This is a genomic window from Rheinheimera faecalis, assembly GCF_021290965.1.
GTDB lineage: Bacteria > Pseudomonadota > Gammaproteobacteria > Enterobacterales > Alteromonadaceae > Pararheinheimera > Pararheinheimera faecalis.
On sequence record NZ_JAJOYT010000011.1, the window covers coordinates 19,245 to 43,312 of the forward strand.

Below are 24,068 nucleotides of genomic sequence, written 5' to 3' on the forward strand. Positions count from 1 at the left end.
AAACAAAGAAATGGGCTTCATGCCAATGCCTGTTCAGATCCTAGCAGCCAAAATTGCATAAGCAAAGTCAGGTGGTTAAATATAGCCTAGCTTTAAAAGAAAATGCCGGCTTAATACCGGCATGTTCTGACCTTGGACAGCTTAGTTTTTTGGACTAAAAAACCAGGGGGCCCGTTGTTTTTTCTCCGGGTAAACCTGGTTCATCGATTCAGCGTCATACAAACGGCCGTTGACCATGCTGTACTTCACTTTGTCTGTGTCGCGAATATTCTTCAGCGGATCGGCATCAAGGATAATCAAGTCGGCCAGTTTACCTGCTTTGATTGAACCCAGTTGATGATCCATACCAAAGGTTTTGGCCGGGTTAATGGTGGCTGTTTTTAGTGCTTCCAACGGGCTCATGCCGCCTTGTGCAAACATCCAGATTTCCCAGTGCGCACCTAAACTTTCGCGCTGACCATGAGCACCAATGTTAGTGACGACGCCTAAATCGGATAACTCTTTGGCCATTTTGGCAATAGAGATATGGTTGTAGTGATGATCAGGGGCTTTAGGACGACGCATGCTGCGTGGACGCAGCTCATCGGCAGGCACATACTGGCTTAAACGTGGATGTTTCCAGACGTCAGTTTTATCGTACCAATAGTTTTCACCAAAGATACCGCCGTAGGCCACAATCAGGGTCGGTGTATAGGCCGTGTTGCTTTGTTGCCACAGCTGTTTTACATCATCATAAAGCACAGCAGCAGGTAAAGAGTGCTCCAGTGTGGTGTGACCGTCTACGACCATACTCAGGTTATGCTGCAGTAAAGAGCCGCCTTCAGGCACCACCAGCATTTCCAGTTCACGAGCCGCTTCAATCACCTGCTGGCGCTGATTACGACGTGGTTGGTTATAGCTTTTTACCGAAAAGGCGCCGACTTTTTTCAGCCGTTCCAGATGGAATTTCGCATCGTCCAGACTGTCGATATGAGAGGTGTAACCAGCGCCATAAGCACCGTACAAAATAGTACCAGTGGAGAATATACGTGGGCCTGTAGTGATACCGGCTTTTTGCAATTCACTGGCGGTGAAAATCTCCTGAGTATCATTCGACGGATCATGAATAGAGGTCACACCCAAAGCCAAACTTGCGTAGTTCGCATAGTTTTGTTGTGGGATCAGCTGATTGACACCTTGAGCACCGTGGGCGTGTGCATCAAACAAACCCGGCAATAAGGTTTTGCCTGTGATGTCGATGACTTCAGCGCCTGCCGGAACTTTGATGTCAGCCTTAGTGCCGACAGCTTTGATTTTATTGCCTTCAACCAGCACCACAGCATCCTGCAGTACTGTATCGCCTTCCATCGTAATGACCTGACCACCGACAAAAGCGATTTGGCCTTCTGGTTTATCCATAGGTACAGTAAAGCCAATGTTGCTGCCGTTTTTGGCATCGACTTTCACTTTGCTGTTTACATCAAACAAACCGGCAATACTGTGATGATACAGCTCTGGCCCTAAGTGCCAATACAAGCTGCTGCTGTCGGATGTCCAGCTGATATCAGTACCGGCTTTGACTGACAACTGCTTTACCGGAAACTGCTTATCCGAGCCGCTGATATCAATCACTGCGCCACGTTCGGCAAAAGGCGTGACATAGACTTTAAAACGATCGACAAAAGCTAAGTACTTGCCATCCGGCGATAACTTAAACTCAGTACCATATTTAGCTGTGTATAAAGTGCGTTGCTGCTCTGTGGTCAAATCTATGCTGAGCAGTGTAGGTGATTCGCCATAATCCTGGGCAAATACTCTTTTGCTGTCTTTGCCAAACATAGGGGCATAACCATTACGGCTGACTAGTTTGGGTTTATCAGCACCACTGACGGCGACCGCATAAAGGCCTGTATTCAGTGACCACTTTTTATCCAGTAAAGAGCCGGCACCAGATTTACGGTACACCACAGTGCGACCATCCGGGCTGAAGGTCGGCTCCACATATTTACCCGCTTCAGGCGTTAAATCACGGCTTTGGCCAGAGGCTAAATCCAGCAGCTTAACCCGGCCTTGTTCTGTGTCATGCCAACTGACGTACACCAGTTTGCTGCCATCTCGGGAAAACTGCGGGTAAAACTCAAAATGTTCGTTCTGGCTGGTCAGGCGTTTGGTTGAACCTGATTTTAAGTCTTTGATATACAAATGACCTAAAGCCGAATACACAGCTTTTTTACCATCAGGCGACATATGCAGGTTGCCAAGGACCTTCACGTCTAACTGGTCTTTGTCTAAATCCTGTTTAAATTTAACCGCCTGTTGAATGGTTTTGCTGCGCTCAACAGAGAATGGAATGTCGGTTTTGGTTTTGCTGGCTATATCCAGACTGTTGATTTTACCACCGGCCCAGTACACCAGCTTTTTGTTATCCGGTGTCCAGCTTAAGGTTGGATAAACCCCATGAATAGCCCATGTTTCCTGCATATCACGATCCAACTGGTTATCCAGCTGAATATGTTCGCCACTTTCTAAATCATATAAAAACAACGTAGTCTGGAAATCGACCCGGCGGATATAAGCTAAATATTTACCATCAGAAGAAGGCGTAGGGCGGATAGCTCCGCCAGCGCCTTGCAGCAGCACATCAATTTTGCCGGTTTCACGCTCAAAGCGTTTAATGACATAAATGCCTTGTTCGGAGTCTTTGCTGTAATGGAAGCTTTTACCCGGCGTGTCGTCCTGTGAGAAATAAATGTATTTACCGTCGGGTGAAAAAGCTGGTTCACCCAGGTCTTTTTCGTCATTGGCTTTGGCCGTCAACATCACACCAGCGCCACCTGATTTATGGTATTGCCATACTTCACCAGCACCTAAAGAACGACCGGCAGTAAAGTGTTTACGGGCGACAATAAACTCGCCGTCTGGACTCCAGGCTGGACTATTTAATAAGCGGAAGGTCTCTTCAGTGACAGCTTTTTGGTCAGAACCATCAGTTTTCATCACCCATATATTGTCACCGCCGCCTTGATCGCTGGTAAAGGCAATGTATTTGCCGTCAGGGCTGAACACCGGCTGCATTTGCCAGCCAATATCTGAAGTCAGGGCTTTGGCTTTGCCACCGCTGATAGGCATAGTGTAAATATCACCCAATAAATCAAAGGCGATGGTTTTGCCATCAGGGCTGACACTGACATTCATCCAGGTGCCTTGTTGCACGTCGATTTTGATATCAGTGAATTTACCGGTGGGTTTATCGACATTCCAGCTTGGTTTTTTATCATCGGCTGCAATGGCCAAAGTGGAGCATAAAGCCAGGGCTATCAGACTGTAGTTATAGTTTTTCATCAGTGGACCTCTTGTTGGTTGACGGTACGCTGCCATAAAGCCAAAGCAGGGTAAAGTCTCACAAGCAAAACTGCGGTTAAAGGCCCTACATTTCGGACTGATGACTTTACTTTGGAGTAAAACTTTGGCCCGCATCAAAAAATGGTTACACTGGAGTGAGTTAGAATAAAAAGCCGGAGCTGAAGTGGAATCTCCTTGTGTCGCCTGTTGCAGGCTGAACGAAGATAAAATTTGTGTCGGTTGTTACCGCCATATGGATGAAATTGTCGACTGGCGTAAAAAAACGCCGGAGCAATATCAGCACATTGCGTTGTGTATTGAACAGCGTAAAGCGGTCGCCCGCAGTTTAGGTGAAACTGTGCCTATGACTGAAGCCGAGTGGAAAGCTGCCAGAGCTCGTAACGCTGAAAAGTTAATGGCCGGAGGTACAGTATGATGCTCGATCCTGCCTGGTTTGATATCAGTCCTTTATCCTGGCAAGCCATAGGCGTCACCTTGTTAGCGGGAAGTATTGTTGGGTTAGAGCGGCAACTGCGGGGTAAACCTGCAGGGATCCGTACTTCTATTCTGATCACTTTAGGCACTTATTTATTTGTTGCTTTGTCCTTGCCTTTAGGCCATTCAGTGGTCGACCCCAGCCGTTTGATGGGGCAAGTCGTGACAGACCCTAGCCGTATTATCGGTCAGGTGGTGACAGGTATTGGTTTTCTTGGTGCTGGTGTCATGCTGACCCGTGAAGGCATAGTTGTGGGGGTCACGTCTGCCGCCACTATTTGGGTGCTTGCCGCTATAGGCGTTGCCACGGGGTTAGGTCATTATCAGGTGGCTATTTGGTTATCAGTAGTAGTTGTCGGGGTATTAACAGGGGTGGATACACTGGAAAATGCCAGCGCGGCTTTGCGTCGTGGTGTACACAGAACAACCAAAGACTGGATTGCCCGTAAAGCAGGGGATAGTGCAGGTGATAGTCATGAACTGTCGGAAACAGAACCTGATCAAGGCAAACAATAAATTATAAATACAGGATTGTTATGTTAGAAGCGGTATGGATAGGTTTTGCTTTTAGTTTAGGTTTGTTGGTGCGCTTAATTGGCTTGCCGCCTTTAATTGGTTATTTGGCTGCGGGTTTTATGATCACAGCCTCAGCGGCAGAACTTAATTTACCTAAAGAAGGCAATGCCATTATTGCCCATGTTGCGCATTTAGGCGTGTTGTTGCTGTTATTTACCGTAGGTTTAAAACTCAATATCCGCAGTTTAGGTAAACCTGAAGTTTTGGGGGGCGGTCTGGCGCATTTTGCCAGCTCAGCCTTGCTTTATACCCCTATCATCTATCTGACTTTTGAACCCGATTGGTATTACGCCTTAATGCTCTCGGCAGCTTTGGCGTTTTCCAGCACAGTACTGGCGGCCAAAGTGCTGGAAGGTAAACGTGAAATTCGGGCTTTCCATGGTCGTGTCGCTATAGGCATTCTGGTTATGCAGGATTTAATAGCGATGGGGCTACTGAGTTTTACTCAGGGTATTACGCCATCGCCTTTTGCCTTGTTGGTGCTGTTGGTCCCCTTACTAAGACCACTGCTGTACAAGCTAATGGATTTAACAGGCCATGACGACTTGCAGATTTTATTTGGTGTACTGCTTGCTGTGGTACTAGGCGGTTCAGGATTTCACGCCATAGGCTTGAGCTCTGAACTAGGAGCTTTGGTATTTGGTGCTTTGCTGGCAGGACACAACAGAGCTGGGGAGTTATCTAAAACCTTATGGGGTTTAAAAGAGTTTTTTCTGGTCGGCTTTTTCCTGCAAATAGGGTTAGGTGGTTTGCCTGATCAACAAGCCTGGCTTTTTGCGGCTCTGATGACAGTATTGTTGCCTTTTAAAGCTGTGCTATTTTTTGCGCTGTTAGTGGTATTCAGATTAAGGGCCCGTAGTGCCTTTTTATCCGGTTTAGTGCTGAGTAATTACAGCGAGTTTGCGCTCATTGTCGCTGCCAGCGTGATGCCACAATTCCTTATTCCGCTTGCTTTAACTGTAGCTTTATCTTTTGTGGTATCAGCTCCGTTAAACCGCTTTGCTCACCCTTTGTATGAACGTTTAGCTCATCGGCTTATTCCGTTTGAACGGGATATTCATCACCCTGACGAGCAGCCTGTGTCTTTGGGCTATGCTGAAGTACTGATTATGGGCATGGGACGCACGGGTTCCGCTGCCTATCAGTATCTGGAGCATAAATGCCATTTGGTGGCATTAGATTCAGACCCAGCCAAAGTGGCTGATCATCAGGACAAAGGTAACAATGTGCTGTTTGCGGATGCAGAGGATCAGGTATTCTGGCAGGGCTTAACATTGGGTGGCATTAAAGCTGTAGTGCTTTGTTTAAATGATGTCGAAGCTAAAGTGATAGCGACCAAAAAGCTGCGGCAAGCGGGTTTTTCTGGTTTAATCGTCTCGCACAGTATGCACAAAGATGAAGCCGCCGCTATTCTGGAGGCGGGCGCTGATCATACCTATCTGACGATGTCAGAAGCTGGTGTGGGTTTAGGTGAACGGGTACGTCAGCATATTACGCTTTAACTTTTTAGCGGGGCACCGCAGTGCCCCCTCTATTTAACAACTGCAAGTTAAGAGCTGAGTTTTAAGCCGATAATACCTAATAAGATCAAGCCAATACTGATCAGACGTCCTGCGGTAGCCGGGTCACCTAACAAGTAAATTCCGACTATCACAGTGCCAACCGCACCTATGCCAGTCCAGACCGCATAAGCAGTACCCACGGGCAAATCGCGCATCGCAAGTCCGAGCATTGTGATACTTAGCAACATAGCACCCAAAGTCCAGACCGACGGCCAGAATCGGGTAAAACCTTCAGTGTATTTTAAACCCACAGCCCAACCGACTTCCAATAAGCCAGCCACAACAAGCAATAACCAGTTCATAAGGTATTCCAGTTTATGAAGTTGGGGTCGTCCCCGGGACATAGATGCTCAGTCAGGTCGTCCCAACTGGCCAAAGCAGAAAAAGCGCAGCAATTTTAACCAAGCCGGCGCTTTAAGGCAAGCTATAGGATGAACTCTAGTCGAGTGTGCCGGCAGCTATCTGGAAATCTTCAGTGCTTCGTAGTGCCACAGGCAAACAAAGTTTTAAGGCGCGCACTACCATGTCCACAGGCATAGAAGCCACGGCTTTACCAATGGCTTGTTCAGGCGCATAAGGGATATGTAAAAAACCAGCCCGCACTTTGGGTTTATCTTTTAACTGGTGCATCAATGCGTAAAACACGGTATTGCAGACGTAAGTACCAGCGGTGTATGACACTGCTGCTGGTATACCTTGTTGCTTCAGGCTATTGACCATAGCTTTGATTGGCAAGGTGGTGAAATAGGCTGTGGGTCCTTCAGCAACAACGGGCTCACCTAAAGGTTGCGTTCCGGCATTATCGGCAATACGGGCGTCGATAAAATTAATAGCTACTTTTTCTAAACAAAGTTCAGTACGACCACCTGCCTGACCTACAGCCAACACCAGCACAGGTTTTAATTCAGCGATAGCAGTTTGAAGTTCAATCTGGCTTTTTTCAAAGACACAAGAGAGTTGCCGGCTGACGATCTGCACTTCATCGTCCAGTTGATAACCATCCAATTGCTGCACGGCGAGCCAGGACGGATTGCTTTGTTCGCCACCAAAAGGCTCAAAGCCTGTCAGTAAAATAGTTTGCATGTGTGCTCCAGCTTAAAACATTAACAGATACATCAGCACTATATTGACGCCTAGCAGCAATAAGGCGGTAGGCGCCTGAGCTTTAATGACTGCATTTTTATCCGGCAGCTCCAAAAGTGCTGCAGGCACTATATTAAAGTTCGCCGCCATAGGGGTGAGCAGAGTGCCACAATAGCCGCAAAACATGCCTATAGCCGCCATAATGGCCGGGTCGCCGCCATGCTGCAGCACTAACAGCGGAATACCAATACCAGCGGTGATCACCGGAAAAGCAGCAAAAGCATTACCCATAATGACAGTAAATAAGGCCATACCTATGGCATAACAAGTCACTGCCAGCAAAGGATGATTTAAATTTAAATACAAAGTCGTCAGCTGCGATACGGTTTCACCTACACCGGCCTGATTAAATAACAAACCCAAAGTGGCCAGTAACTGAGGTAATAAAAAGGCCCAGCCAATGGCTTCGATTAAACGTGAGGACTCTTTTAAGGCTTGTTGCGGTTTTTCTTTGGTTAAATACAAAGCGGCCAGTACAGCAAAAAAAGCTGCTAAGCCTAAAGCCGATAAGGTGGCATTTTTTGGATCCAGCAAAGACCAGCCATCGCCCTGAATATGCACCAGAACCAAAGCTGAAAATACCGTAAGCAAAGGGATCATCAAGGCTGGGATAAATAATTTATTGCCAAGACGTTTGACTGAATCCAGCCGTTGTTGCAGTTCCAGCGTCTGATACACACCACCTTTGACACCACCCAAACCTGCCACTAAAGCCATCAGCACCACTAAAGCACCGACCAGAGCTGGTGGCATAAAATCGCCTAATAAGAAAATCAGGCCATAACTGAACCAGAACAAAGCGCTGCTGTATCTTTTGTCATTGAAACTAAAAAAAGCCACAGCAAAAAACAGTAACGCAGCCACGTAATACAGCAGAGTCATACTAATCATGGCGCTGCTCCTGCTGTTCTTGCTTCAATTCATGTTTGAGTTGGCGGGACAGATAGGCGTCAAATCGGATTAAACGGGTGCCGTGAATTAAAAAAGCAGCTATGGCGGTTGGAATACCCCAGAGCGCGATATGCAAGGGGTCGGTCTCAATACCGGATTCCCGTAAAAACGTATGCATTAAAATAATGGCGCCAAAAGCGACAAAAATATCTTCACCAAAAAACAGCCCTATATTGTCGGTCGCAGCCGACATAGCACGGATTTTGTATTTAATTTTATCCGGCAGGCTTTGGTGTTTTTGCTCAAAAGCCGCTTCCGCCATAGGAGAGAGTAAAGGCCGCACCATTTGCGGATGACCACCCAAACTTGTCAAGCCAGCAGCAGCTGTACTTTCGCGAAGAGCCAGATACACCAGGAGCAAACGCCCTGTCGTAGCGGCTTTAATCTGTTGTATCCAGCTTTGGGCTTTTTCGCGCAGGCCATGGCGCTCTAAAAGACCAATGACGGCCAAAGGCAATAGCAATATAAGTGGCAAATTACGGGTTTTTAAAAAGGCTGTGCCCAAAGATTCAAGCCAGCTCAGAATAGGCATTTTTACCGCCATGCCTGTGGCAAATGCCGCCACTGTCACCACCAGCACAGGGTTAAATTTCAATAAAAAACCAAGCATCACGACGGCGATGCCAAGCAAAGGCCAAAGGCTGAAATCGGGCATAAAAATCCTGTTGTTTTTGTGATCGAAGTCTATTGCTACACAAAATGGGGGGCCAAGGCGAGAGCAAAACGCTAAAAATCATTGGAAAAGCGATGCTTGCCCTTTGTTGTTTTTTCTTTCGAACGACTCGTCTTTACACTAAAAAATGAAGTGAAATTAGGCCTCTAAGCCGCGTCGTATCTGATGTTGTATCAAAAGCTCGACTCGGCGAAAAACCCTCGCTATAATGCCGCGTCCTATATAACAGGTCTGGATTGTGCGCCCTAAAGCATAAGCCGGACAAGCGAAGAGATGGCGTAGTCAGACGCCCGATTTGATTTTGAGGTAACAAGATGCAAGTTTCTGTTGAAACCACACAGGGTTTAGAACGCCGTTTGACCATTACTGTTCCAGCTGCTGCAATCAGCACTGAAGTTGACAAAGAATTAAAACAGATTGCTAAAAACCGTCGTGTTGATGGTTTCCGTCCAGGTAAAGCGCCTGTTGCCATGATCAAAAAAATGTTTGGTCTGTCTGTATTACAAGACGTGGCTTCACGTCAGATGCAAAACCATTTCTATCAGGCCATCATTGCGAACAAATTGACTCCTGCTGGCGCTCCTACTTTCGCTCCAGGCCAACTGGCTGAAGGCAAAGACTTAGAATTCGCAGCAACCTTCGAAGTGTATCCGGAAGTTCAACTGAACGCTCTGGACAAAATTGAAGTGACTAAGCCAGTAGTTGAAATCACTGCTGATGACTTAGAGACCATGTTAGGCACTTTGCGTAAGCAACATGCAACATGGGCAAAAACTGAAGCTGCAGCAGCTTCAGGTGACCGCGTGATCATCGATTTCGTCGGTTCTATCGATGGTGAAGAGTTCGAAGGCGGCAAAGCCTCTGACTTCACGTTAGAATTAGGTCAGGGTCGTATGATCCCAGGTTTTGAAGACGGTATCATTGGTAAAAAAGCCGGCGAAGAAGTGACTGTTGAAGTAACTTTCCCTGCTGAATACCACGCTGAAAACTTAAAAGGCAAAGCAGCCAGCTTTGCTGTGACTGTGAAAGCAGTTGAAGCTCAACAATTACCAGAAGTAAACGACGAGTTCGCTAAACTGTTCGGTCTGGCTGAAGCTACTGTTGATGCGTTAAAAGTTGAAGTGAAAAAGAACATGGAGCGTGAGCTGAACAACAGCATCAAAGCCCGTGTAAAAGATCAGGTGATCAAAGGTTTGTTAGCCACTCACGAAGTTGAAGTGCCACAAGCTCTGATCGAAAGCGAAATCGATGTGTTACGTCGTCAGGCGTTACAGCGTTTTGGCAACAACCTGGATCCAAAACAGTTACCAGAACTGCCAGCTGCTCTGTTCACTGAACAAGCCAAAGACCGCGTTAAAGTAGGTCTGTTATTAGGTGAAGTGATCAAAACAAACAGCCTGCAAGTTGAAGATGCCCGTGTTCAGTCTCTGATTGAAACTGTGGCTTCTGCGTACGAAGATCCACAAGAAGTGATCCAGTACTACAACAGCAACAAAGAATTGTTACAAGGCATGCGTAATGTTGCTTTAGAAGAGCAGGCGATTGACCTGGTTCTGACCAAAGCGAAAGTAACAGAAGAAAAAGCCAAGTTTGATGAGATCATGAATCCACAAGCTGCAAACTAAGATTTGACATCTGTTTGTCAGGCAGTTTTAATGGCTCGAACATCATAGTTCGGGCCATTTTCATTTATAGCCTCCGGCTATAAACCGCCCCCTCTTTTCAATGAAGGAAATCGCATTATGGCATTTGAGCCGAGAATGAATGAGTTAGTGAATGCCTTAGTTCCTATCGTTATTGAACAAACCGCTAAGGGTGAGCGCTCTTTTGATATTTATTCACGCTTATTAAAAGAACGGGTGATTTTTTTAACCGGTCAGGTCGAAGACCATATGGCCAATCTGATCGTCGCTCAGCTGTTATTTTTAGAATCTGAAAATCCGGAGAAAGATATTTATATCTATATCAACTCACCGGGCGGTTCTGTAACAGCGGGCATGTCGATTTACGACACCATGAAGTATATCAAGCCAAATATCGCCACAGTTTGTGTGGGTCAGGCCTGCAGCATGGGCGCGTTCTTATTATCTGGTGGTACCAAAGGCAAGCGTTACTGCTTACCCAATGCCCGTGTGATGATCCACCAACCATTAGGTGGTTTCCAGGGCCAGGCCACAGATTTTGAAATTCATGCCCGTGAAATTCTGTCTATCAAAGAGAAATTAAACCGTTTGATGGCAGAGCATTGTGACAAGACGTATGAACAGGTTTGTAAAGATACAGAGCGTGATAACTTCTTAAGTGCACAGCAAGCCTTGGAATATGGCCTAATCGATGCCATATTAACTCAAAGGGATGCGAAGTAAGTTTAATTCAGGGGTGGTGAAGGGCGCGAAGCCGGCCATCCCTATGTAGTGGAAGAGGAAGTTACATGTCTGATCATCGCTCTGATGGCGAGAAAAGCAGCAAGTTGTTGTATTGCTCTTTTTGCGGCAAATCACAACATGAAGTGCGCAAACTGATTGCAGGCCCACAGGTCTATATCTGTGATGAATGTGTTGATTTGTGCAACGATATTATTCGCGAAGAAATTAAAGATATTTCGCCAAAACGCGACAGCAATAAATTGCCGGTGCCAAAAGAGATCCGTGCTCACCTGGATGACTATGTCATAGGGCAGGAGCATGCGAAAAAAGTTCTGGCGGTAGCGGTCTACAACCACTACAAACGTTTACGCAGCATGCAGCATAAACAGGACGTTGAGCTGAGCAAAAGTAATATTCTGCTGATAGGCCCTACAGGTAGCGGTAAAACTTTATTGGCCGAAACCTTAGCCCGTTTGCTGGATGTGCCATTTACTATGGCTGATGCCACCACCTTAACTGAAGCGGGTTATGTCGGTGAAGATGTTGAAAACATCATCCAGAAGTTACTGCAGAAATGCGATTACGATGTAGAAAAAGCCCAGCGTGGCATTGTCTATATCGACGAAATCGACAAAATTTCACGCAAGTCTGACAATCCATCTATTACCCGTGACGTTTCAGGTGAAGGTGTACAGCAGGCACTGCTGAAACTGATTGAAGGCACTGTGGCTTCAGTTCCGCCTCAAGGTGGCCGTAAGCATCCTCAGCAGGAATTTTTACAGGTCGATACCTCAAAAATTCTGTTTATCTGTGGTGGCGCTTTTGCTGGGCTGGATAAAGTCATTGAACAGCGTTGTGCTAAAGGTTCGGGCATAGGTTTTGGTGCTGAAGTACGTGCAACGTCACAAAGCCGTACTCTGACAGAAAGCTTTAAAGATGTGGAACCTGAAGATTTAGTTAAATACGGTTTAATCCCAGAGTTTATTGGTCGTCTGCCAGTGGTTGCGACTTTAACTGAGCTGGATTTAGCTGCATTAATGCAAATCTTAAGTGAGCCGAAAAACGCATTGGTTAAACAGTTTGGTGCCTTATTCCAGATGGAAAATGTGGAGCTGGAATTCCGTGAAGATGCGCTTAAAGCCATAGCGCAAAAAGCCATGGAACGTAAAACCGGTGCCCGTGGTCTGCGTTCTATCGTCGAAAACGTCTTGCTGGATACCATGTACGATTTACCGTCTATGGAGCATGTCAGCAAAGTTGTGATTGACGAGACAGTGATCCGCGGTGAGTCTCAGCCGATATTAATCTATGAGACTGTGGAAGCTGCTGCTTCTCAGTAAGTAAAAAGGTCAGATCACATCACCCAACATAAATGTGATCTGACCCCATTTTAGAAGTCCAAATTTTTTGCTAACTCATTGAAGTGACATAAACAGCCCCCATATACTGTTGAATCATGTCACCTGCAGTAAATAATTCGAGAGAGATTTCATGACAGTAGCAAAGACTGAACGTTTGCATATGCCTGTATTGGCATTAAGAGACGTGGTCGTTTATCCGCATATGGTGATCCCGCTGTTCGTTGGCCGGGCTAAATCCATCAAATGCCTGGATGCCGCGATGGAAAAAGAGAAACAAATCTTTTTAGTTGCGCAAAAAGACGCCACGCTGGACGACCCTAAAGATACTGATCTGTATCAGGTTGGTACTGTCGCCACTATTTTGCAATTGCTCAAGCTTCCTGATGGCACGGTCAAAGTGCTGGTGGAAGGGGGCAAGCGTGCTCAACTGGTAGAATTTACCGACACAGAAGATACCTTCGCCGCTTATGTTGATTTAATTCCGACACCGGAAATGGACAGCCGCGAGCAGGAAGTGATTCTGCGCTCTGCAGTGAATCAGTTTGAAGGTTACATCAAGCTGAATAAAAAAATCCCACCTGAGGTGCTGACGGCACTTTCTGGCATAGATGACGCTGCACGTCTGGCTGATACCATGGCTGCTCATATGCCATTAAAAGTCGACGACAAGCAGAAGGTATTAGAAATCATTGATGTGACGGAACGTTTAGAGTTCCTGATGGCAATGATGGAAAGCGAAATCGACATTCTGCAAGTGGAACGCCGTATCCGCAGCCGTGTTAAAAAGCAGATGGAAAAAAGCCAGCGCGAGTATTACCTGAATGAGCAAATGAAAGCCATTCAGCGTGAACTGGGTGAGCTGGAAGATACACCGGATGAGTTCGAAACCCTGTCGAAGAAAATCGAACAGGCGCAAATGCCGGAAGAAGCCCGCACTAAAGCGACAGCTGAACTGCAAAAATTAAAAATGATGTCACCTATGTCGGCTGAAGCCACAGTGGTGCGCAGTTATATCGACTGGCTGACCAATGTGCCATGGAAAAAACGCAGCAAGGTGAAAAAAGACCTGGCAGGCGCAGAACGTATTCTGGACTCGGACCACTATGGTCTGGATAAAGTCAAAGAACGCATTCTGGAATATCTGGCAGTGCAGCAGCGCGTCAACAAATTAAAAGGCCCGATTTTATGTTTAGTCGGACCGCCAGGTGTAGGTAAAACTTCACTGGGTATGTCTGTTGCTAAAGCAACAGGCCGTAAATATGTACGTATGGCCTTAGGTGGCGTGCGTGACGAAGCGGAAATCCGTGGTCACAGACGCACTTACATTGGCTCTATGCCAGGCAAAATCATCCAGAAAATGGCGAAAGTTGGGGTTCGTAACCCACTGTTCCTGTTGGATGAAATTGACAAAATGGCATCAGATTTCCGCGGTGATCCGGCAGCGGCTTTGCTTGAGGTCCTGGACCCGGAGCAAAACACCTCTTTCAGTGATCACTATCTGGAAGTGGACTACGACTTATCCGACGTGATGTTCTTCGCCACATCGAATAGCTTAAATATTCCAGCGGCTTTATTGGATCGGATGGAAGTGATTCGTTTAGCGGGTTACACCGAAGATGAGAAGCTGAATATTTCCAAGCAGCATCTGATCAATAAACAGATTGAACGCAATGGCTTAAAACCTCACGAAATTGAGATTGAAGACAGCGCTATAGTCGGCATTATCCGTTATTACACCCGTGAAGCCGGTGTGCGTAACTTAGAGCGTGAAATCTCCAAGTTATGCCGCAAAGCAGTGAAAAACATTCTGCTGGGTAAAGATCTGAAGAAAGTTGTGATTAATCAGGACAATCTGGAAGATTTCTTAGGCGTACAACGTTTTGACTACGGTAAAGCCGAAGACAGCAACCGCATCGGTCAGGTGACAGGTTTAGCCTGGACTTCTGTTGGTGGTGATTTACTGACGATTGAAGCTGCCGCTGTAGTAGGTAAAGGCAAACTGACGTACACAGGCTCTTTGGGCGATGTGATGAAAGAGTCGATTCAGGCTGCCATGACTGTGGTTCGAAGCCGTGCTGAGAAACTGCGTATCAACGAAGATTTCTATGAGAAACGTGACATTCACGTGCACGTGCCTGAAGGTGCTACTCCGAAAGACGGTCCAAGCGCTGGTATAGCGATGGTGACTGCGCTGGTGTCCAGCTTAACAGGCAACCCGGTGCGGGCTGATGTAGCTATGACAGGTGAAATTACCTTACGTGGTGAAGTTCTGCCTATAGGTGGCCTGAAAGAGAAGCTGCTCGCTGCACACCGTGGTGGTATCAAACGGGTTTTAATCCCTCATGACAACGTTCGGGACTTAAAAGATATCCCGGATAATGTGAAAGGTGACATTGAAATTCGTGCAGTAAAATGGATTGACGAGGTGCTGGAATTGGCTCTGCAAGAGCCGCCAACAGGCATGTCGGTGCTGGAAGTGGAAAAAAATCCAGCAAAAAGCAAAAAAAGCGTAAAAAATCCGGCTTAGGGGCTTTTCAATTGCTCTGGCTGTGTTAAGTTATGGGCAGTTTCGACGCAGCCCTTGCCCAGCAAGGGTTGTGGCCTAACAGAAATTTTTGTAGTGCGTCGTTTTGTGCTTGCAAGCCTACATCAGGCTTGATATAACAAACTCGCTACTACGACAAAGCAAATTTACTGTAGTTGTTGAAAATAATAACAATTGAAGGGGATGATATTGTGAACAAGTCTCAACTTATCGACAAAATCGCTGCTGGTGCAGATATTTCTAAAGCGGCAGCTGGTCGTTCTCTGGACGCGTTCATCGACGCTGTTACTGAGGCTCTTAAGGAAGGCGATTCAGTAGCCTTAGTTGGTTTTGGTACATTTGCAGTTCGCGAGCGCGCTGCACGTTCAGGCCGTAATCCACAAACTGGTGAAACTATCCAAATCGCTTCTGCGAAAATTCCTTCGTTCAAGCCAGGTAAAGCGCTGAAAGACAGCGTAAACTAAGCTGAACGCCTGGCTATTACAGTCAGGCCTATGAAGCTGATGGTTCTGCCCAAGTCATCATGATACAGGCGGAGAAAAGCAAAACGCATTAAGCCTGACGCTGCCACAGCTTTTATGAAAAAGGCGTATCTGCTAAGATGCGCTTTTTTTTTAAGACAACCAAAAGTTGCCAAAAGAGACGTAGATACAATGTTAGAAAAGATCAGAGATGGTTCGCAGGGTATGATCGCCAAGGTCATTCTTGGCTTTGTGATCCTGACGTTCGCTTTAGCCGGGGTTGGCAGTTATCTTGGCAACACCAGTGAAGTTCCTGTTGCCACAGTCAACGGTGATGAAATAACCAAAGTTCAGTTTGATACAGCCTACCAAAACGAAAGAGCCAGAATGCAACAGCAATTTGGTGAAATGTTTGGCATGCTGTCGGCTGACACCAACTATATGAGCAACTTCCGCAATTCAGTGCTGGAAAAGCTGATAGACGAACAGTTACAACGTCAATTAGTTAGTCAACTGGATCTGATGGTCAGCGATGATACGTTGCGTGACACTATCCGTGCTATGCCTGAATTTCAGGTAGAGGGTGTGTTTAACAATGACCGTTATATAGCGCTGCTGCGTCAAAATGGCTATGAGCCAAATCAATTCCGTGATTATTTGCGTGCGCAAATGTCAGCGAACCAGTTAGTGGTTGGTTTAGCGGGTTCAGAATTTGCAACAGTGTCTGAAATGCAGTTGTTGTCTAAATTACAACAACAAAGCCGTGATATTCAGTACGCCGTGTTAAAAGCTGCCGATTTTGCCTCTGCTGTTGAAATTAATGATCAACTGCTGCAGGACTATTATCAAAGCAACACCAATCAGTTTGTGTCACCAGAAACAGTGTCTGTGGATTATGTGCAGTTAACTGCTGCTGATATAGCCAAGTCTGTTGTGGTTGCTGATGCCGATCTGCAAGCTTATTACGATGCCAATCAGGCTCGTTACCAAACTGAAGAGCGTCGTCGTGTGTCGCACATTCTGTTGGAGTCTGCTGAAGACAATGCTGAAATCAAAGCCAAGGCCGACGCTTTAGCTGCGCAGTTACAGCAAGGCGCTGATTTTGCTGAACTGGCAAAAAAAGAATCGGCTGATACTTTTTCTGCAGAAAAAGGCGGTGATTTAGATTTTATCGAAAAAGGCGTGATGGATGCTGAATTTGAAAAAGCAGCCTATGCCCTGGCTAAAGCTGGTGATATCAGCCCTGTAGTGAAAACAGAGTTCGGTTACCACATCATTAAACTGACTGAAGTTCAGCCTGGTTCAACCAAAGCTTTTGCTGATGTAAAAGAGCAAATTCTGGCGACAGTGAAAGAAGAAAAAGCGGCTGAGAAGTTTGCTGAGCTGCAACAACTGTTAGGCGAGAAGAGTTTTGAAATTGCTGACAGCCTGCAAGAAGCTGCAGAAGCTGTAGGCACTAAAGTTGTGTCAGTACCAGCCTTCAGTCGCTCTGCAGCTCCTGCTGAGTTAACTGCGCCAAAAGTGCTGGAAACTTTGTTCTCTGAAGACTTTATCAGTGCTGGTGTGAACAGTGATGTGATTGAAGTGGCTCCGCAACATGTAGTGGTAGTGCGCGTGAATGCTCATCAACCTGAAACTACGAAAAAGCTTGAAGAAGTAAAAGCACAGGTGCAAGCCGCTGTTGTTGCAACTAAGAGCTCTGAGTTAGCCAAAGCAAAAGCCGAAGCTTTATTAGCTGAAGTGGTTGCAGGCAAGTCTTTAGCTGATGTTGTTGCCGCAGCGAATCTGACTCTGGAAACTAAGGCCGCTGTGACTCGTTTTGGTGGTGATGTCGACTCAGACATCCGCACTAAAGCTTTTGAACTGGCAAAACCTACAGAAGCTCAACCTGCGACTGTGGCTATGTTAAATCTGGCCAGTGGTGATGCTGCTTTGGTTGCAGTAACGAAAGTAACTGATACTGAAGTAACAACCAAGCCTCCGGTTGAACAGTTACAGCAGTTTGCTGATCAGAAAGCGCAAAGTAGTTTTGGTGCTGTATTGGCTGCATTAAAAGCCAATGCTGAAATTACCCGTTCACTGCCTGCAGCGACAGTCGACGAATAATCTTCGTATTCGTTCGCCTGAAAACAAAAAACCAACCTGCGGGTTGGTTTTTTTATGGCTAATGTTTAAGTCTGACCTGGCTGTTTTCAGCTTTGTGCGCTTTTAATTAATTTTCTGCTGTAGTCATGCTGCGGGTTGCTAAATACTTCATGAGTGAGGCCGTAATCCAGCGCTTTGCCTTGATGCAATACCAGCATGCTGTCACTGATATGCCGCACCAACCGCAGGTGGTTGGTGATCAGCAGATAAGATAAGCCAGTGTTCTTTTGCAACTCCAGCAGTAAGTTCACGATCTGGGCCCGCAGCGATGGGTCCAGCGCTGTTAAAGCTTCGTCCAGTATCAGCAGCTTCGGGTCCATAATAAGGGCTCTGGCGAGCGCTACACGCTGTAATTGCCCCCCTGAGAACATATGAGGGTAGTAGTCGGCGTGTTCTTCCATTAAACCCAGTTGCTGTAAGGTTTGATGAATTTTATCCTGACGTTGTTCTTCATCCAGTAGTGTGCTGTACCGCAATACATCATCCAGCATTTGTCCTACTTTCTGATGGGGGTTCAATGAGCGTGCTGGATCCTGAAAGATGTAACGAATGACGTGATTATATTTCTTATAGTCACTGATAGTCACAGCCTGACCTTCCAGTAAGATTTCACCGCTATCTGGTTTTTCTATACCCACCAGCAATTTTGCCAGCGTGCTTTTGCCTGAGCCGGTTTCACCAACAATAGCCAGAGTTTGGCCAGGGTAAAGGCTAAAACTGACGTCAGACAGTGCCTGAATGGTTTTACGGCCAAAGATACCTTGGGCTTTCTGATAACTTTTATACAGCTGCCGGATCTCCAGCAATGGGGTGGTCATAGCTTTTTACCCTGCAGCGGAAAATGACAACTGAAATAGTGATTTTGCAGGCGTTCCAGCACAGGTGTTTTAACACATTCCTTGCGGGCATTAGGGCAACGTGGGCCTAAACGACAGCCTATAGGTAAATGCTGCAAGGTAGGAATACTGCCATGCATCGCATAAAGTGGCTGTTTACTGGCAAGCTCCGGCTGAAATTCAGGCACGCTTTTAATCAGCGCGTCTGTATAAGGATGGAAAGGCTGCTTCAAAATAGCTGCGGTTTCACCGGCTTCCACCAACTGACCACAATAGAGCACACTTAAAGTTTGAGTATTGCGGGCAACAGTTTCCAGCTCGTGGCTTATTAATAAAATCGACATGCCTTTGAGCTGATTAAAGCTGGCCAACAAACGGAATAACTGTGCCTGAGTGGTGCTTTCCAGCGCAGTAGTAGGTTCATCGGCAATCAGAAGTTTTGGCTTTTTCGCAATGGCCATGGCGATCATGATTTTCTGACAAACCCCTTCAGGCAACTGATAAGGGTAAGAGTTAAAAATAGCCTGATGGTCGCGAATGCCCACTTTATGCAGCAGAGCTATGGCTTTTTTCCGGCGTTCAAAAGGACGGCTCCACCAGCTGCCAGCCAGCTCAGAATCCGGTATGGCTTCAAGTAATTGATCCAGAATAGGAGCGGTCGGATCCATACTACGGCTGGGTTCCTGATAAATCATGGCGATATCGCGGCCAATGATTTTGCGCTGTTCTTCATAAGATAAACGTAATAAATCCTGACCAGCCCAACTGAAACGATCGGCTGTGATATGCCATCTTTTATTCAGCACGCCCACTATGGCTTTGGCGATTAAACTTTTTCCTGAACCGGATTCGCCGACTAAACCGCGAATTTCGCCTTCACGTATGGTCAGATTGACTCTGTCTACAGCGCGAATTAAGCCTTCCGGAGTTTCCAGCTCTATCGTCATATTTTTTATATCGAGCAGAATCATCAGTTTTCCCGCCGCTTTTTCATCGCTGTGCGCAAGCCATCACCCACCAGATTCACCGACAGTACCGCAGCAAAGACTAAAATCCCTGGCAGCGCTATGGCCCATGGTGCCAGATAAATTAAATCCAGTGCATCTGCAATCATCACGCCCCATTCGGAGGTCGGTGCCTGAGCACCTAAACCTAAAAAGCCTAAGGCTGCTATATCCAGAATAGCGGTAGAGAGTGCCATGGTCGCCATGACTGTTAAATGCTCCCAGATATTTGGCAGAACCGCATAACGTAATACCTGCCAGTTCGAGGCGCCATCCAGCCGGTAGGCCGCCACATAATCCTGTTTTAAGGTGTCTTGTATCGCATTACGAATACCGTGCACAAACTGCGGTAACAGCGCCAGCATGATCGCCCAGGTGGTATTCCACAGGCCAGGGCCTAACACCGCCACTATAATGATCGCCAACAGCAGGGAAGGGATGGTTAATGCTAAATCCAGCACATGGTTAAAAATACTGGATTTAACTCCTTTGCTCATGCCTGCCATAGCGCCTAAGGCCAGACCCATCAGCAAAGAACCAATCACAGTAACCAATGCAATACCAAAAGTATAAGTGGCACCTTTCATCAGGCGCGACATTAAATCACGGCCTAAATCATCAGTACCAAAAGGGTATTGCACTAAACCCTGGTCACTCCAGGACGGCGCCAGCAGCAGCAGATCCGGGTTTTGCAAATAGGGATTGTGAGGTGTGATCAGTGGAGCCAATAATGTCAGCAGCAGAAAAAATGAAAACATCACTAAACCCAAAACAGCGGCGTGCTGGCGCTGGAATTGCTGCCACAGCTGAGTTAAAGGTCCGCGGTTATGTTCCTCAAAATACAGCCGGAATTTTCTCATTTTATGCTTTCCTGGCCAGTGGATTAAACAAGGTATGCAGAATTTCAGTCAGCATATTTACTACTATCACTAAACAGGACACCACCAATAAACCACCCTGAATAGCCGGATAATTACGCTGATAAATACTGTCCAGCAGCCACTGGCCTATGCCTGGCCAGGAAAAGATCACTTCGGTGATCATCGCAAGGGTAATCAAGGTGCTGAACTGCAAACCAATCTGGCGTATCACCGGCAATAACGCATTACGCAGACCGTGGTGATACAGCACCTGAGTGCGGCTTAAGCCTTTGGCCCGCGCTGTTTTAATATAACTTTGCTCCAGCACGGCCAACATCGAATCGCGGGTAAAACGGATCATCACAGTGGTTGGGTAGGTCGCCAGCACTATGGCGGGTAATAACAGGTGCCGCAGAGCATCCTGTGTGGCTTCAGATTTATAGCTGATATCGGACAGCCAGATATCCGGCAACATAAAACCTGTAGTGGTCGGGATATCGAATAACACATTAATACGACCCGCAGTGGGTAATACACCAAGTGTCAGCGAAAACAACATGATAAGCAGCAGCGCCCACCAGAAAATAGGGATGGAATAAGCCACCAGTGTAACCCCTGAGATCAGCTTGCCAAAAAAACTGTCGGCTTTGACTGCGGCAAACAATCCCAGAGGAATTCCCAACACAAAAGATAAAATCAGCGCGTAACTTGCCAGTTCCAATGTGGCTGGAAAAACCGCGATAATTTCAGATAAAACAGGTTGTTGGCTGGAGAATGACAAGCCCCATTCACCATCCAGTATGCGATTCACATAAGCTATGTACTGCTGTAGCAGTGACTGATCCAAAGCATAATACTGAATTAAGCTTTGCTGCTGTTCCGGTTGAATGTTGGTCAGTCCCGAAACGTTGGTCAGCACATCACCTGGAAACAGGTAACTTAAGCTAAAGGCCAGTACTGTCAGGGCAACAAAAACAAAGCCTATTAAAAAAGCACGGCGTAAGAAGTAATGCAGCATCATAAGGACTTTCTCGCTGCAGCCATTGAAATACCGCCGTATGGGTTAATGGTTACTCCAGTTACTTTGACACTTTTGGCCTGAAAACGTTTGGAATGCGCAATACTGACCAAAGGCATTTGTTCATCAAGATACAGCTGAGCTGTTAAATAAAAACTGCGCCTTTGTTTCACATCTGCCGTCAGTAATGCCTGATTAATCAGAGTATCAAAGTTAGGATCGCACCAGTTGGCTCTGTTGCTGCCAGACTCAGCAGCACTGCAACTTAACAGTGGGCGGAAGAAGTTATCCGGATCGGCATTGTCCGCTGACCAGCCAATCAATACTGAATCATGTTCAAATTCTGAAAGTTTGCGCCTGAAGCTGTTCCATTCAAAAGAAACCACAGAAGCGCGTACACCGATTTTGGCTAAATCTGCCTGCATCAGTTCCGCCATTTTTAGCGCGTTCGGGTTGTATAAACGTTGCACTGGCATAGCCCAGATATCCATACGAAAGCCGTTTGGATAACCGGCTTGTGCCAACAGCTCTTTGGCTTTCACCGGGTCGTATTGTTGTTCAGGTAAATCATGGTAAAAGGCCCAGGATGTCGGCGGAAGTAAGGTTTTTGCTTTGTCGGCATAACCAAAATAGACCGCATCCAGAATGGCGTCTTTATTGATGGCATAAGCCAGCGCTTTTCGTACCAGCACGTTATCAAAAGGAGGTTTTTTGGTATTAAAAGCCCAGAACCCCACGTTCATACTGGTTTGGCTTTGCACTTCTACATCTGGCCGCTCTGCAATCAGCTTGAGCTCGGCGTTGCGAGGATAAGCCACTACATCACATTCATGGGTCAGTAGTTTGGCCATACGCTTGGCATTATCCGGCACTAAGTCAAAGACCAGTTGAGTCAGTTCGGTTTTACCACGCCAGTACTCCGGGTGACGGTAATAGCGAATAAACTGATCTTTTTTATACTCTTTGAAGAAAAACGGGCCTGTGCCTACAGGGCGTTGATCCAACAGCTCAGGTGTGCCTTGCTGCAGCAGTTGTTCTGCATATTCAGCAGATAAAATGGCGGCAAAATCTGTGGCCAGATTGGATAAAAATGAGCTATCAGGACGGGTCAGTTCAAAGCGTATTGTAGTGCTGTTTTCAGCCACAACAGCTTTAACCAAAGAGCCCCAATCGACACTCTGAAAATACGGATAGTTTGCCCCACCGACTTGATGGTAAGGATGATCGGTTTGCAAAATGCGGTTAAAAGTAAAAGTCACATCCTTGGTATTCAGTGGCCTGGCCGGAGAGAAAAACGCAGTGTGGTGAAATTGCACATCAGAACGCAGGGTGAACCAGTAGGTTTTGCCATCCTCACTTAAACGCCATGCTGTGGCCAGAGCAGGCAAAAGCTCACCAGTGAGTGGATCTATATCCAGCAGGCGGTCATAAAGTTGCTGACTAATAGCATCAATAGTAGTGCCTGAGGTGACCCGTTGTGGGTTAAAACTCTCAGGAGAGCCTTCAGAGCAATACACCATACCTTGCTGAATAGTTTCAGGAATATCAGGCTGGCAGGCACTGAGTATCAGCACAGAGCCACAGGGGACCATCAGGCTCAATAAGGCTTTGATCATTGTTGGCTGTCCAGCAGTTTGTACTTTTTCATATAACCACGTAACTGATGATAGGTCAGATTCAATGCTTCAGCGGTTTTCTTCTGATTGAATTGGCTGGCTGCAAGTGCTTGTTTTATCAAATCCATTTCAAAGTTTTCTGACAAAACCTTGAAATCCTGTACCTGATTAAAATCAAAAGCTGATGCTGCCTTTACTGAAACGGGCGGATTATCGCTGCTTTGCTCTCTGGACGCTACCACTGCTTTGTCTGGCTGTGGTCTGCGGTCTAAAGTACGAACCCGGGTTCTGGGCCGAAATGGTGACTCAAAAGGGTCAAGCTGAATATGATGCACTGGCACATAAGGGTTATTGGTGCGGTACACACTGCGTTCTACCACGTTTTTCAGCTCCCGCACATTACCTGGCCATTCGTGCTCCAGCAGGATACGTTTGGCTTTTTCGCTGAAACCACTAAAAAGTTCAAACCCCAGTTCACGCGCCATATTGACGGCAAAATGCTCGGCCAGTACCAGAATGTCTTCCTGCCTTTCCCGCATAGGAGGCAAGGTGATCACGTCAAAGGCCAGCCGGTCGAGTAAGTCGGCACGAAATTCACCCAGTTCAGCCATCGAAGGTAAGTCTTCGTTGGTAGCGCAAATTAAACGCACATCCACTTTCACCGAGCGACTACCACCGACCCGTTCGAACTCGCCGTATTCAATGACCCGCAATAACTTCTCCTGCACCATCGCAGGGGTGTTCGCCAATTCATCTAAAAATAAGGTGCCGCCGTTAGCCCGCTCAAAGCGGCCTTCGTGACGTTTCGCTGCACCGGTAAAAGCGCCTGCTTCGTGGCCAAATAGTTCACTTTCCAGAAGATTTTCGTTCAACGCAGCACAGTTGAGCGTTAAATAATTTTGATCCCAGCGCTGAGACAGGTAATGTAGACGGGCTGCGATCAGCTCTTTACCTGTGCCCCTTTCTCCAATGATCAGCACAGGTTTGTGCAAAGGTGCGATTTGAGAAACCTGATCCAATACGTTTAAAAAGCTGTTGGATTGGCCTATTAAATTATCTTGCTGAAAACTTCTGCTCATCTGGATTCACGAAGTGGTGAAATTAACTAATAAGTAGTGTATTTCATAACGTGAAC

20 protein-coding genes are annotated in these 24,068 nt (G+C 46.6%); 9 read left to right on the forward strand and 11 right to left on the reverse strand.

All coding sequences use genetic code 11. From position 1 onward, the window contains the following. Positions 1 to 141: 141 nt before the first annotated feature. Positions 142 to 3,321 carry an amidohydrolase family protein gene (locus LSG34_RS16205; RefSeq protein WP_233010149.1) on the reverse strand — a complete coding sequence of 1,060 codons (3,180 nt, stop codon included), beginning with the start codon at positions 3,319 to 3,321 and terminating at the stop codon, positions 142 to 144. A gap of 184 nt (positions 3,322 to 3,505) precedes the next feature. On the opposite strand from LSG34_RS16205, the gene LSG34_RS16210 reads away from it, so the two are divergent. From LSG34_RS16210 to LSG34_RS16220, 3 genes are read left to right on the forward strand one after another with little or no spacing between them, the layout of a single operon-like run. Then, positions 3,506 to 3,757, forward strand: a complete 252-nt coding sequence (locus LSG34_RS16210; protein ID WP_233010150.1) for a DUF1289 domain-containing protein — start codon at positions 3,506 to 3,508, stop codon at positions 3,755 to 3,757. Further along, complete coding sequence (locus tag LSG34_RS16215; RefSeq protein WP_233010151.1) at positions 3,754 to 4,332, forward strand: MgtC/SapB family protein; 579 nt, start codon at positions 3,754 to 3,756, stop codon at positions 4,330 to 4,332. Before LSG34_RS16210 ends, LSG34_RS16215 begins: the two co-directional genes overlap by 4 nt. Before the next feature lie 20 nt (positions 4,333 to 4,352). Continuing rightward, on the forward strand, positions 4,353 to 5,894 hold the full coding sequence (locus tag LSG34_RS16220; protein WP_233010152.1) for a cation:proton antiporter family protein: 1,542 nt from the start codon (positions 4,353 to 4,355) through the stop codon (positions 5,892 to 5,894). A 47-nt stretch (positions 5,895 to 5,941) separates the two neighbouring features. On the opposite strand, the gene sugE is transcribed toward LSG34_RS16220, so the two are convergent. From sugE to LSG34_RS16240, 4 genes are all read right to left on the reverse strand, one after another. Next, positions 5,942 to 6,256 carry a quaternary ammonium compound efflux SMR transporter SugE gene (sugE, locus tag LSG34_RS16225; protein ID WP_233010153.1) on the reverse strand — a complete coding sequence of 105 codons (315 nt, stop codon included), beginning with the start codon at positions 6,254 to 6,256 and terminating at the stop codon, positions 5,942 to 5,944. Positions 6,257 to 6,392: 136 nt separating this feature from the next. Beyond that, the gene (pcp, locus tag LSG34_RS16230) at positions 6,393 to 7,037 is read right to left on the reverse strand and encodes a pyroglutamyl-peptidase I (RefSeq protein WP_233010154.1); all 645 of its coding nucleotides are present in this window, start codon (positions 7,035 to 7,037) and stop codon (positions 6,393 to 6,395) included. Between the two features lie 12 nt (positions 7,038 to 7,049). Continuing rightward, complete coding sequence (locus tag LSG34_RS16235) at positions 7,050 to 7,988, reverse strand: DUF979 domain-containing protein (RefSeq protein WP_233010155.1); 939 nt, start codon at positions 7,986 to 7,988, stop codon at positions 7,050 to 7,052. Then, complete coding sequence (locus LSG34_RS16240; RefSeq protein WP_233010156.1) at positions 7,981 to 8,703, reverse strand: DUF969 domain-containing protein; 723 nt, start codon at positions 8,701 to 8,703, stop codon at positions 7,981 to 7,983. Before LSG34_RS16240 ends, LSG34_RS16235 begins: the two co-directional genes overlap by 8 nt. 332 nt (positions 8,704 to 9,035) lie before the next feature. Here LSG34_RS16240 and tig point away from each other — a divergent pair, with 332 nt between their 5' ends. From tig to LSG34_RS16270, 6 genes are all read left to right on the forward strand, one after another. Beyond that, positions 9,036 to 10,346, forward strand: coding sequence for a trigger factor (gene tig / locus LSG34_RS16245; RefSeq protein WP_233010157.1), 1,311 nt, complete (start codon positions 9,036 to 9,038; stop codon positions 10,344 to 10,346). Positions 10,347 to 10,463: 117 nt separating this feature from the next. Next, positions 10,464 to 11,087: an ATP-dependent Clp endopeptidase proteolytic subunit ClpP gene (gene clpP / locus LSG34_RS16250; RefSeq protein ID WP_301331808.1), complete on the forward strand. Its 624-nt coding sequence runs from the start codon at positions 10,464 to 10,466 to the stop codon at positions 11,085 to 11,087. Positions 11,088 to 11,152: 65 nt separating this feature from the next. Beyond that, positions 11,153 to 12,427 carry an ATP-dependent protease ATP-binding subunit ClpX gene (gene clpX / locus LSG34_RS16255; RefSeq protein WP_233010158.1) on the forward strand — a complete coding sequence of 425 codons (1,275 nt, stop codon included), beginning with the start codon at positions 11,153 to 11,155 and terminating at the stop codon, positions 12,425 to 12,427. A 151-nt stretch (positions 12,428 to 12,578) separates the two neighbouring features. Next, a complete protein-coding gene (gene lon / locus LSG34_RS16260) occupies positions 12,579 to 14,975 on the forward strand; it encodes an endopeptidase La (RefSeq protein ID WP_233010159.1) in 2,397 nt (798 codons plus the stop codon). A 209-nt stretch (positions 14,976 to 15,184) separates the two neighbouring features. Continuing rightward, the gene (gene hupB / locus LSG34_RS16265) at positions 15,185 to 15,457 is read left to right on the forward strand and encodes a nucleoid-associated protein HU-beta (protein WP_008898812.1); all 273 of its coding nucleotides are present in this window, start codon (positions 15,185 to 15,187) and stop codon (positions 15,455 to 15,457) included. Between the two features lie 189 nt (positions 15,458 to 15,646). Next, positions 15,647 to 17,560, forward strand: a complete 1,914-nt coding sequence (locus tag LSG34_RS16270; protein ID WP_233010160.1) for a SurA N-terminal domain-containing protein — start codon at positions 15,647 to 15,649, stop codon at positions 17,558 to 17,560. 86 nt (positions 17,561 to 17,646) lie between these two features. Here LSG34_RS16270 and LSG34_RS16275 read toward each other — a convergent pair whose 3' ends face one another. The 6 genes from LSG34_RS16275 to pspF are packed head-to-tail and all read right to left on the reverse strand — an operon-like array spanning position 17,647 to position 24,012. Then, positions 17,647 to 18,417: an ATP-binding cassette domain-containing protein gene (locus LSG34_RS16275; protein ID WP_233010161.1), complete on the reverse strand. Its 771-nt coding sequence runs from the start codon at positions 18,415 to 18,417 to the stop codon at positions 17,647 to 17,649. Further along, positions 18,414 to 19,406, reverse strand: coding sequence for a peptide ABC transporter ATP-binding protein (locus LSG34_RS16280; RefSeq protein ID WP_233010162.1), 993 nt, complete (start codon positions 19,404 to 19,406; stop codon positions 18,414 to 18,416). Before LSG34_RS16280 ends, LSG34_RS16275 begins: the two co-directional genes overlap by 4 nt. Next, the gene (locus LSG34_RS16285; protein ID WP_233010163.1) at positions 19,406 to 20,299 is read right to left on the reverse strand and encodes an ABC transporter permease subunit; all 894 of its coding nucleotides are present in this window, start codon (positions 20,297 to 20,299) and stop codon (positions 19,406 to 19,408) included. The genes LSG34_RS16280 and LSG34_RS16285 overlap by 1 nt, the downstream gene beginning before the upstream one ends. Before the next feature lies 1 nt (position 20,300). Next, the gene (locus tag LSG34_RS16290) at positions 20,301 to 21,320 is read right to left on the reverse strand and encodes an ABC transporter permease (protein WP_233010164.1); all 1,020 of its coding nucleotides are present in this window, start codon (positions 21,318 to 21,320) and stop codon (positions 20,301 to 20,303) included. Further along, on the reverse strand, positions 21,317 to 22,933 hold the full coding sequence (sapA, locus tag LSG34_RS16295; RefSeq protein WP_233010165.1) for an ABC transporter substrate-binding protein SapA: 1,617 nt from the start codon (positions 22,931 to 22,933) through the stop codon (positions 21,317 to 21,319). The genes LSG34_RS16290 and sapA overlap by 4 nt, the downstream gene beginning before the upstream one ends. Beyond that, positions 22,930 to 24,012 carry a phage shock protein operon transcriptional activator gene (gene pspF / locus LSG34_RS16300; protein WP_233010166.1) on the reverse strand — a complete coding sequence of 361 codons (1,083 nt, stop codon included), beginning with the start codon at positions 24,010 to 24,012 and terminating at the stop codon, positions 22,930 to 22,932. The genes sapA and pspF overlap by 4 nt, the downstream gene beginning before the upstream one ends. Between the last annotated feature and the right edge of the window lie 56 nt (positions 24,013 to 24,068).

Excerpts from the sequence above, each read along its gene's own strand:
- lon (WP_233010159.1), top strand. The coding sequence starts at position 12,579 with ATGACAGTAGCAAAGACTGAACGTTTGCATATGCCTGTATTGGCATTA.
- LSG34_RS16290 (WP_233010164.1), bottom strand. The coding sequence starts at position 21,320 with ATGATGCTGCATTACTTCTTACGCCGTGCTTTTTTAATAGGCTTTGTT.
- LSG34_RS16205 (WP_233010149.1), bottom strand. The coding sequence starts at position 3,321 with ATGAAAAACTATAACTACAGTCTGATAGCCCTGGCTTTATGCTCCACT.
- LSG34_RS16240 (WP_233010156.1), bottom strand. The coding sequence starts at position 8,703 with ATGCCCGATTTCAGCCTTTGGCCTTTGCTTGGCATCGCCGTCGTGATG.
- pspF (WP_233010166.1), bottom strand. The coding sequence starts at position 24,012 with ATGAGCAGAAGTTTTCAGCAAGATAATTTAATAGGCCAATCCAACAGC.
- sugE (WP_233010153.1), bottom strand. The coding sequence starts at position 6,256 with ATGAACTGGTTATTGCTTGTTGTGGCTGGCTTATTGGAAGTCGGTTGG.
- LSG34_RS16215 (WP_233010151.1), top strand. The coding sequence starts at position 3,754 with ATGATGCTCGATCCTGCCTGGTTTGATATCAGTCCTTTATCCTGGCAA.
- LSG34_RS16280 (WP_233010162.1), bottom strand. The coding sequence starts at position 19,406 with ATGATTCTGCTCGATATAAAAAATATGACGATAGAGCTGGAAACTCCG.
- LSG34_RS16275 (WP_233010161.1), bottom strand. The coding sequence starts at position 18,417 with ATGACCACCCCATTGCTGGAGATCCGGCAGCTGTATAAAAGTTATCAG.
- sapA (WP_233010165.1), bottom strand. The coding sequence starts at position 22,933 with ATGATCAAAGCCTTATTGAGCCTGATGGTCCCCTGTGGCTCTGTGCTG.
- LSG34_RS16285 (WP_233010163.1), bottom strand. The coding sequence starts at position 20,299 with ATGAGAAAATTCCGGCTGTATTTTGAGGAACATAACCGCGGACCTTTA.
- LSG34_RS16235 (WP_233010155.1), bottom strand. The coding sequence starts at position 7,988 with ATGATTAGTATGACTCTGCTGTATTACGTGGCTGCGTTACTGTTTTTT.
- clpX (WP_233010158.1), top strand. The coding sequence starts at position 11,153 with ATGTCTGATCATCGCTCTGATGGCGAGAAAAGCAGCAAGTTGTTGTAT.
- clpP (WP_301331808.1), top strand. The coding sequence starts at position 10,464 with ATGGCATTTGAGCCGAGAATGAATGAGTTAGTGAATGCCTTAGTTCCT.
- pcp (WP_233010154.1), bottom strand. The coding sequence starts at position 7,037 with ATGCAAACTATTTTACTGACAGGCTTTGAGCCTTTTGGTGGCGAACAA.
- tig (WP_233010157.1), top strand. The coding sequence starts at position 9,036 with ATGCAAGTTTCTGTTGAAACCACACAGGGTTTAGAACGCCGTTTGACC.
- LSG34_RS16220 (WP_233010152.1), top strand. The coding sequence starts at position 4,353 with ATGTTAGAAGCGGTATGGATAGGTTTTGCTTTTAGTTTAGGTTTGTTG.
- LSG34_RS16270 (WP_233010160.1), top strand. The coding sequence starts at position 15,647 with ATGTTAGAAAAGATCAGAGATGGTTCGCAGGGTATGATCGCCAAGGTC.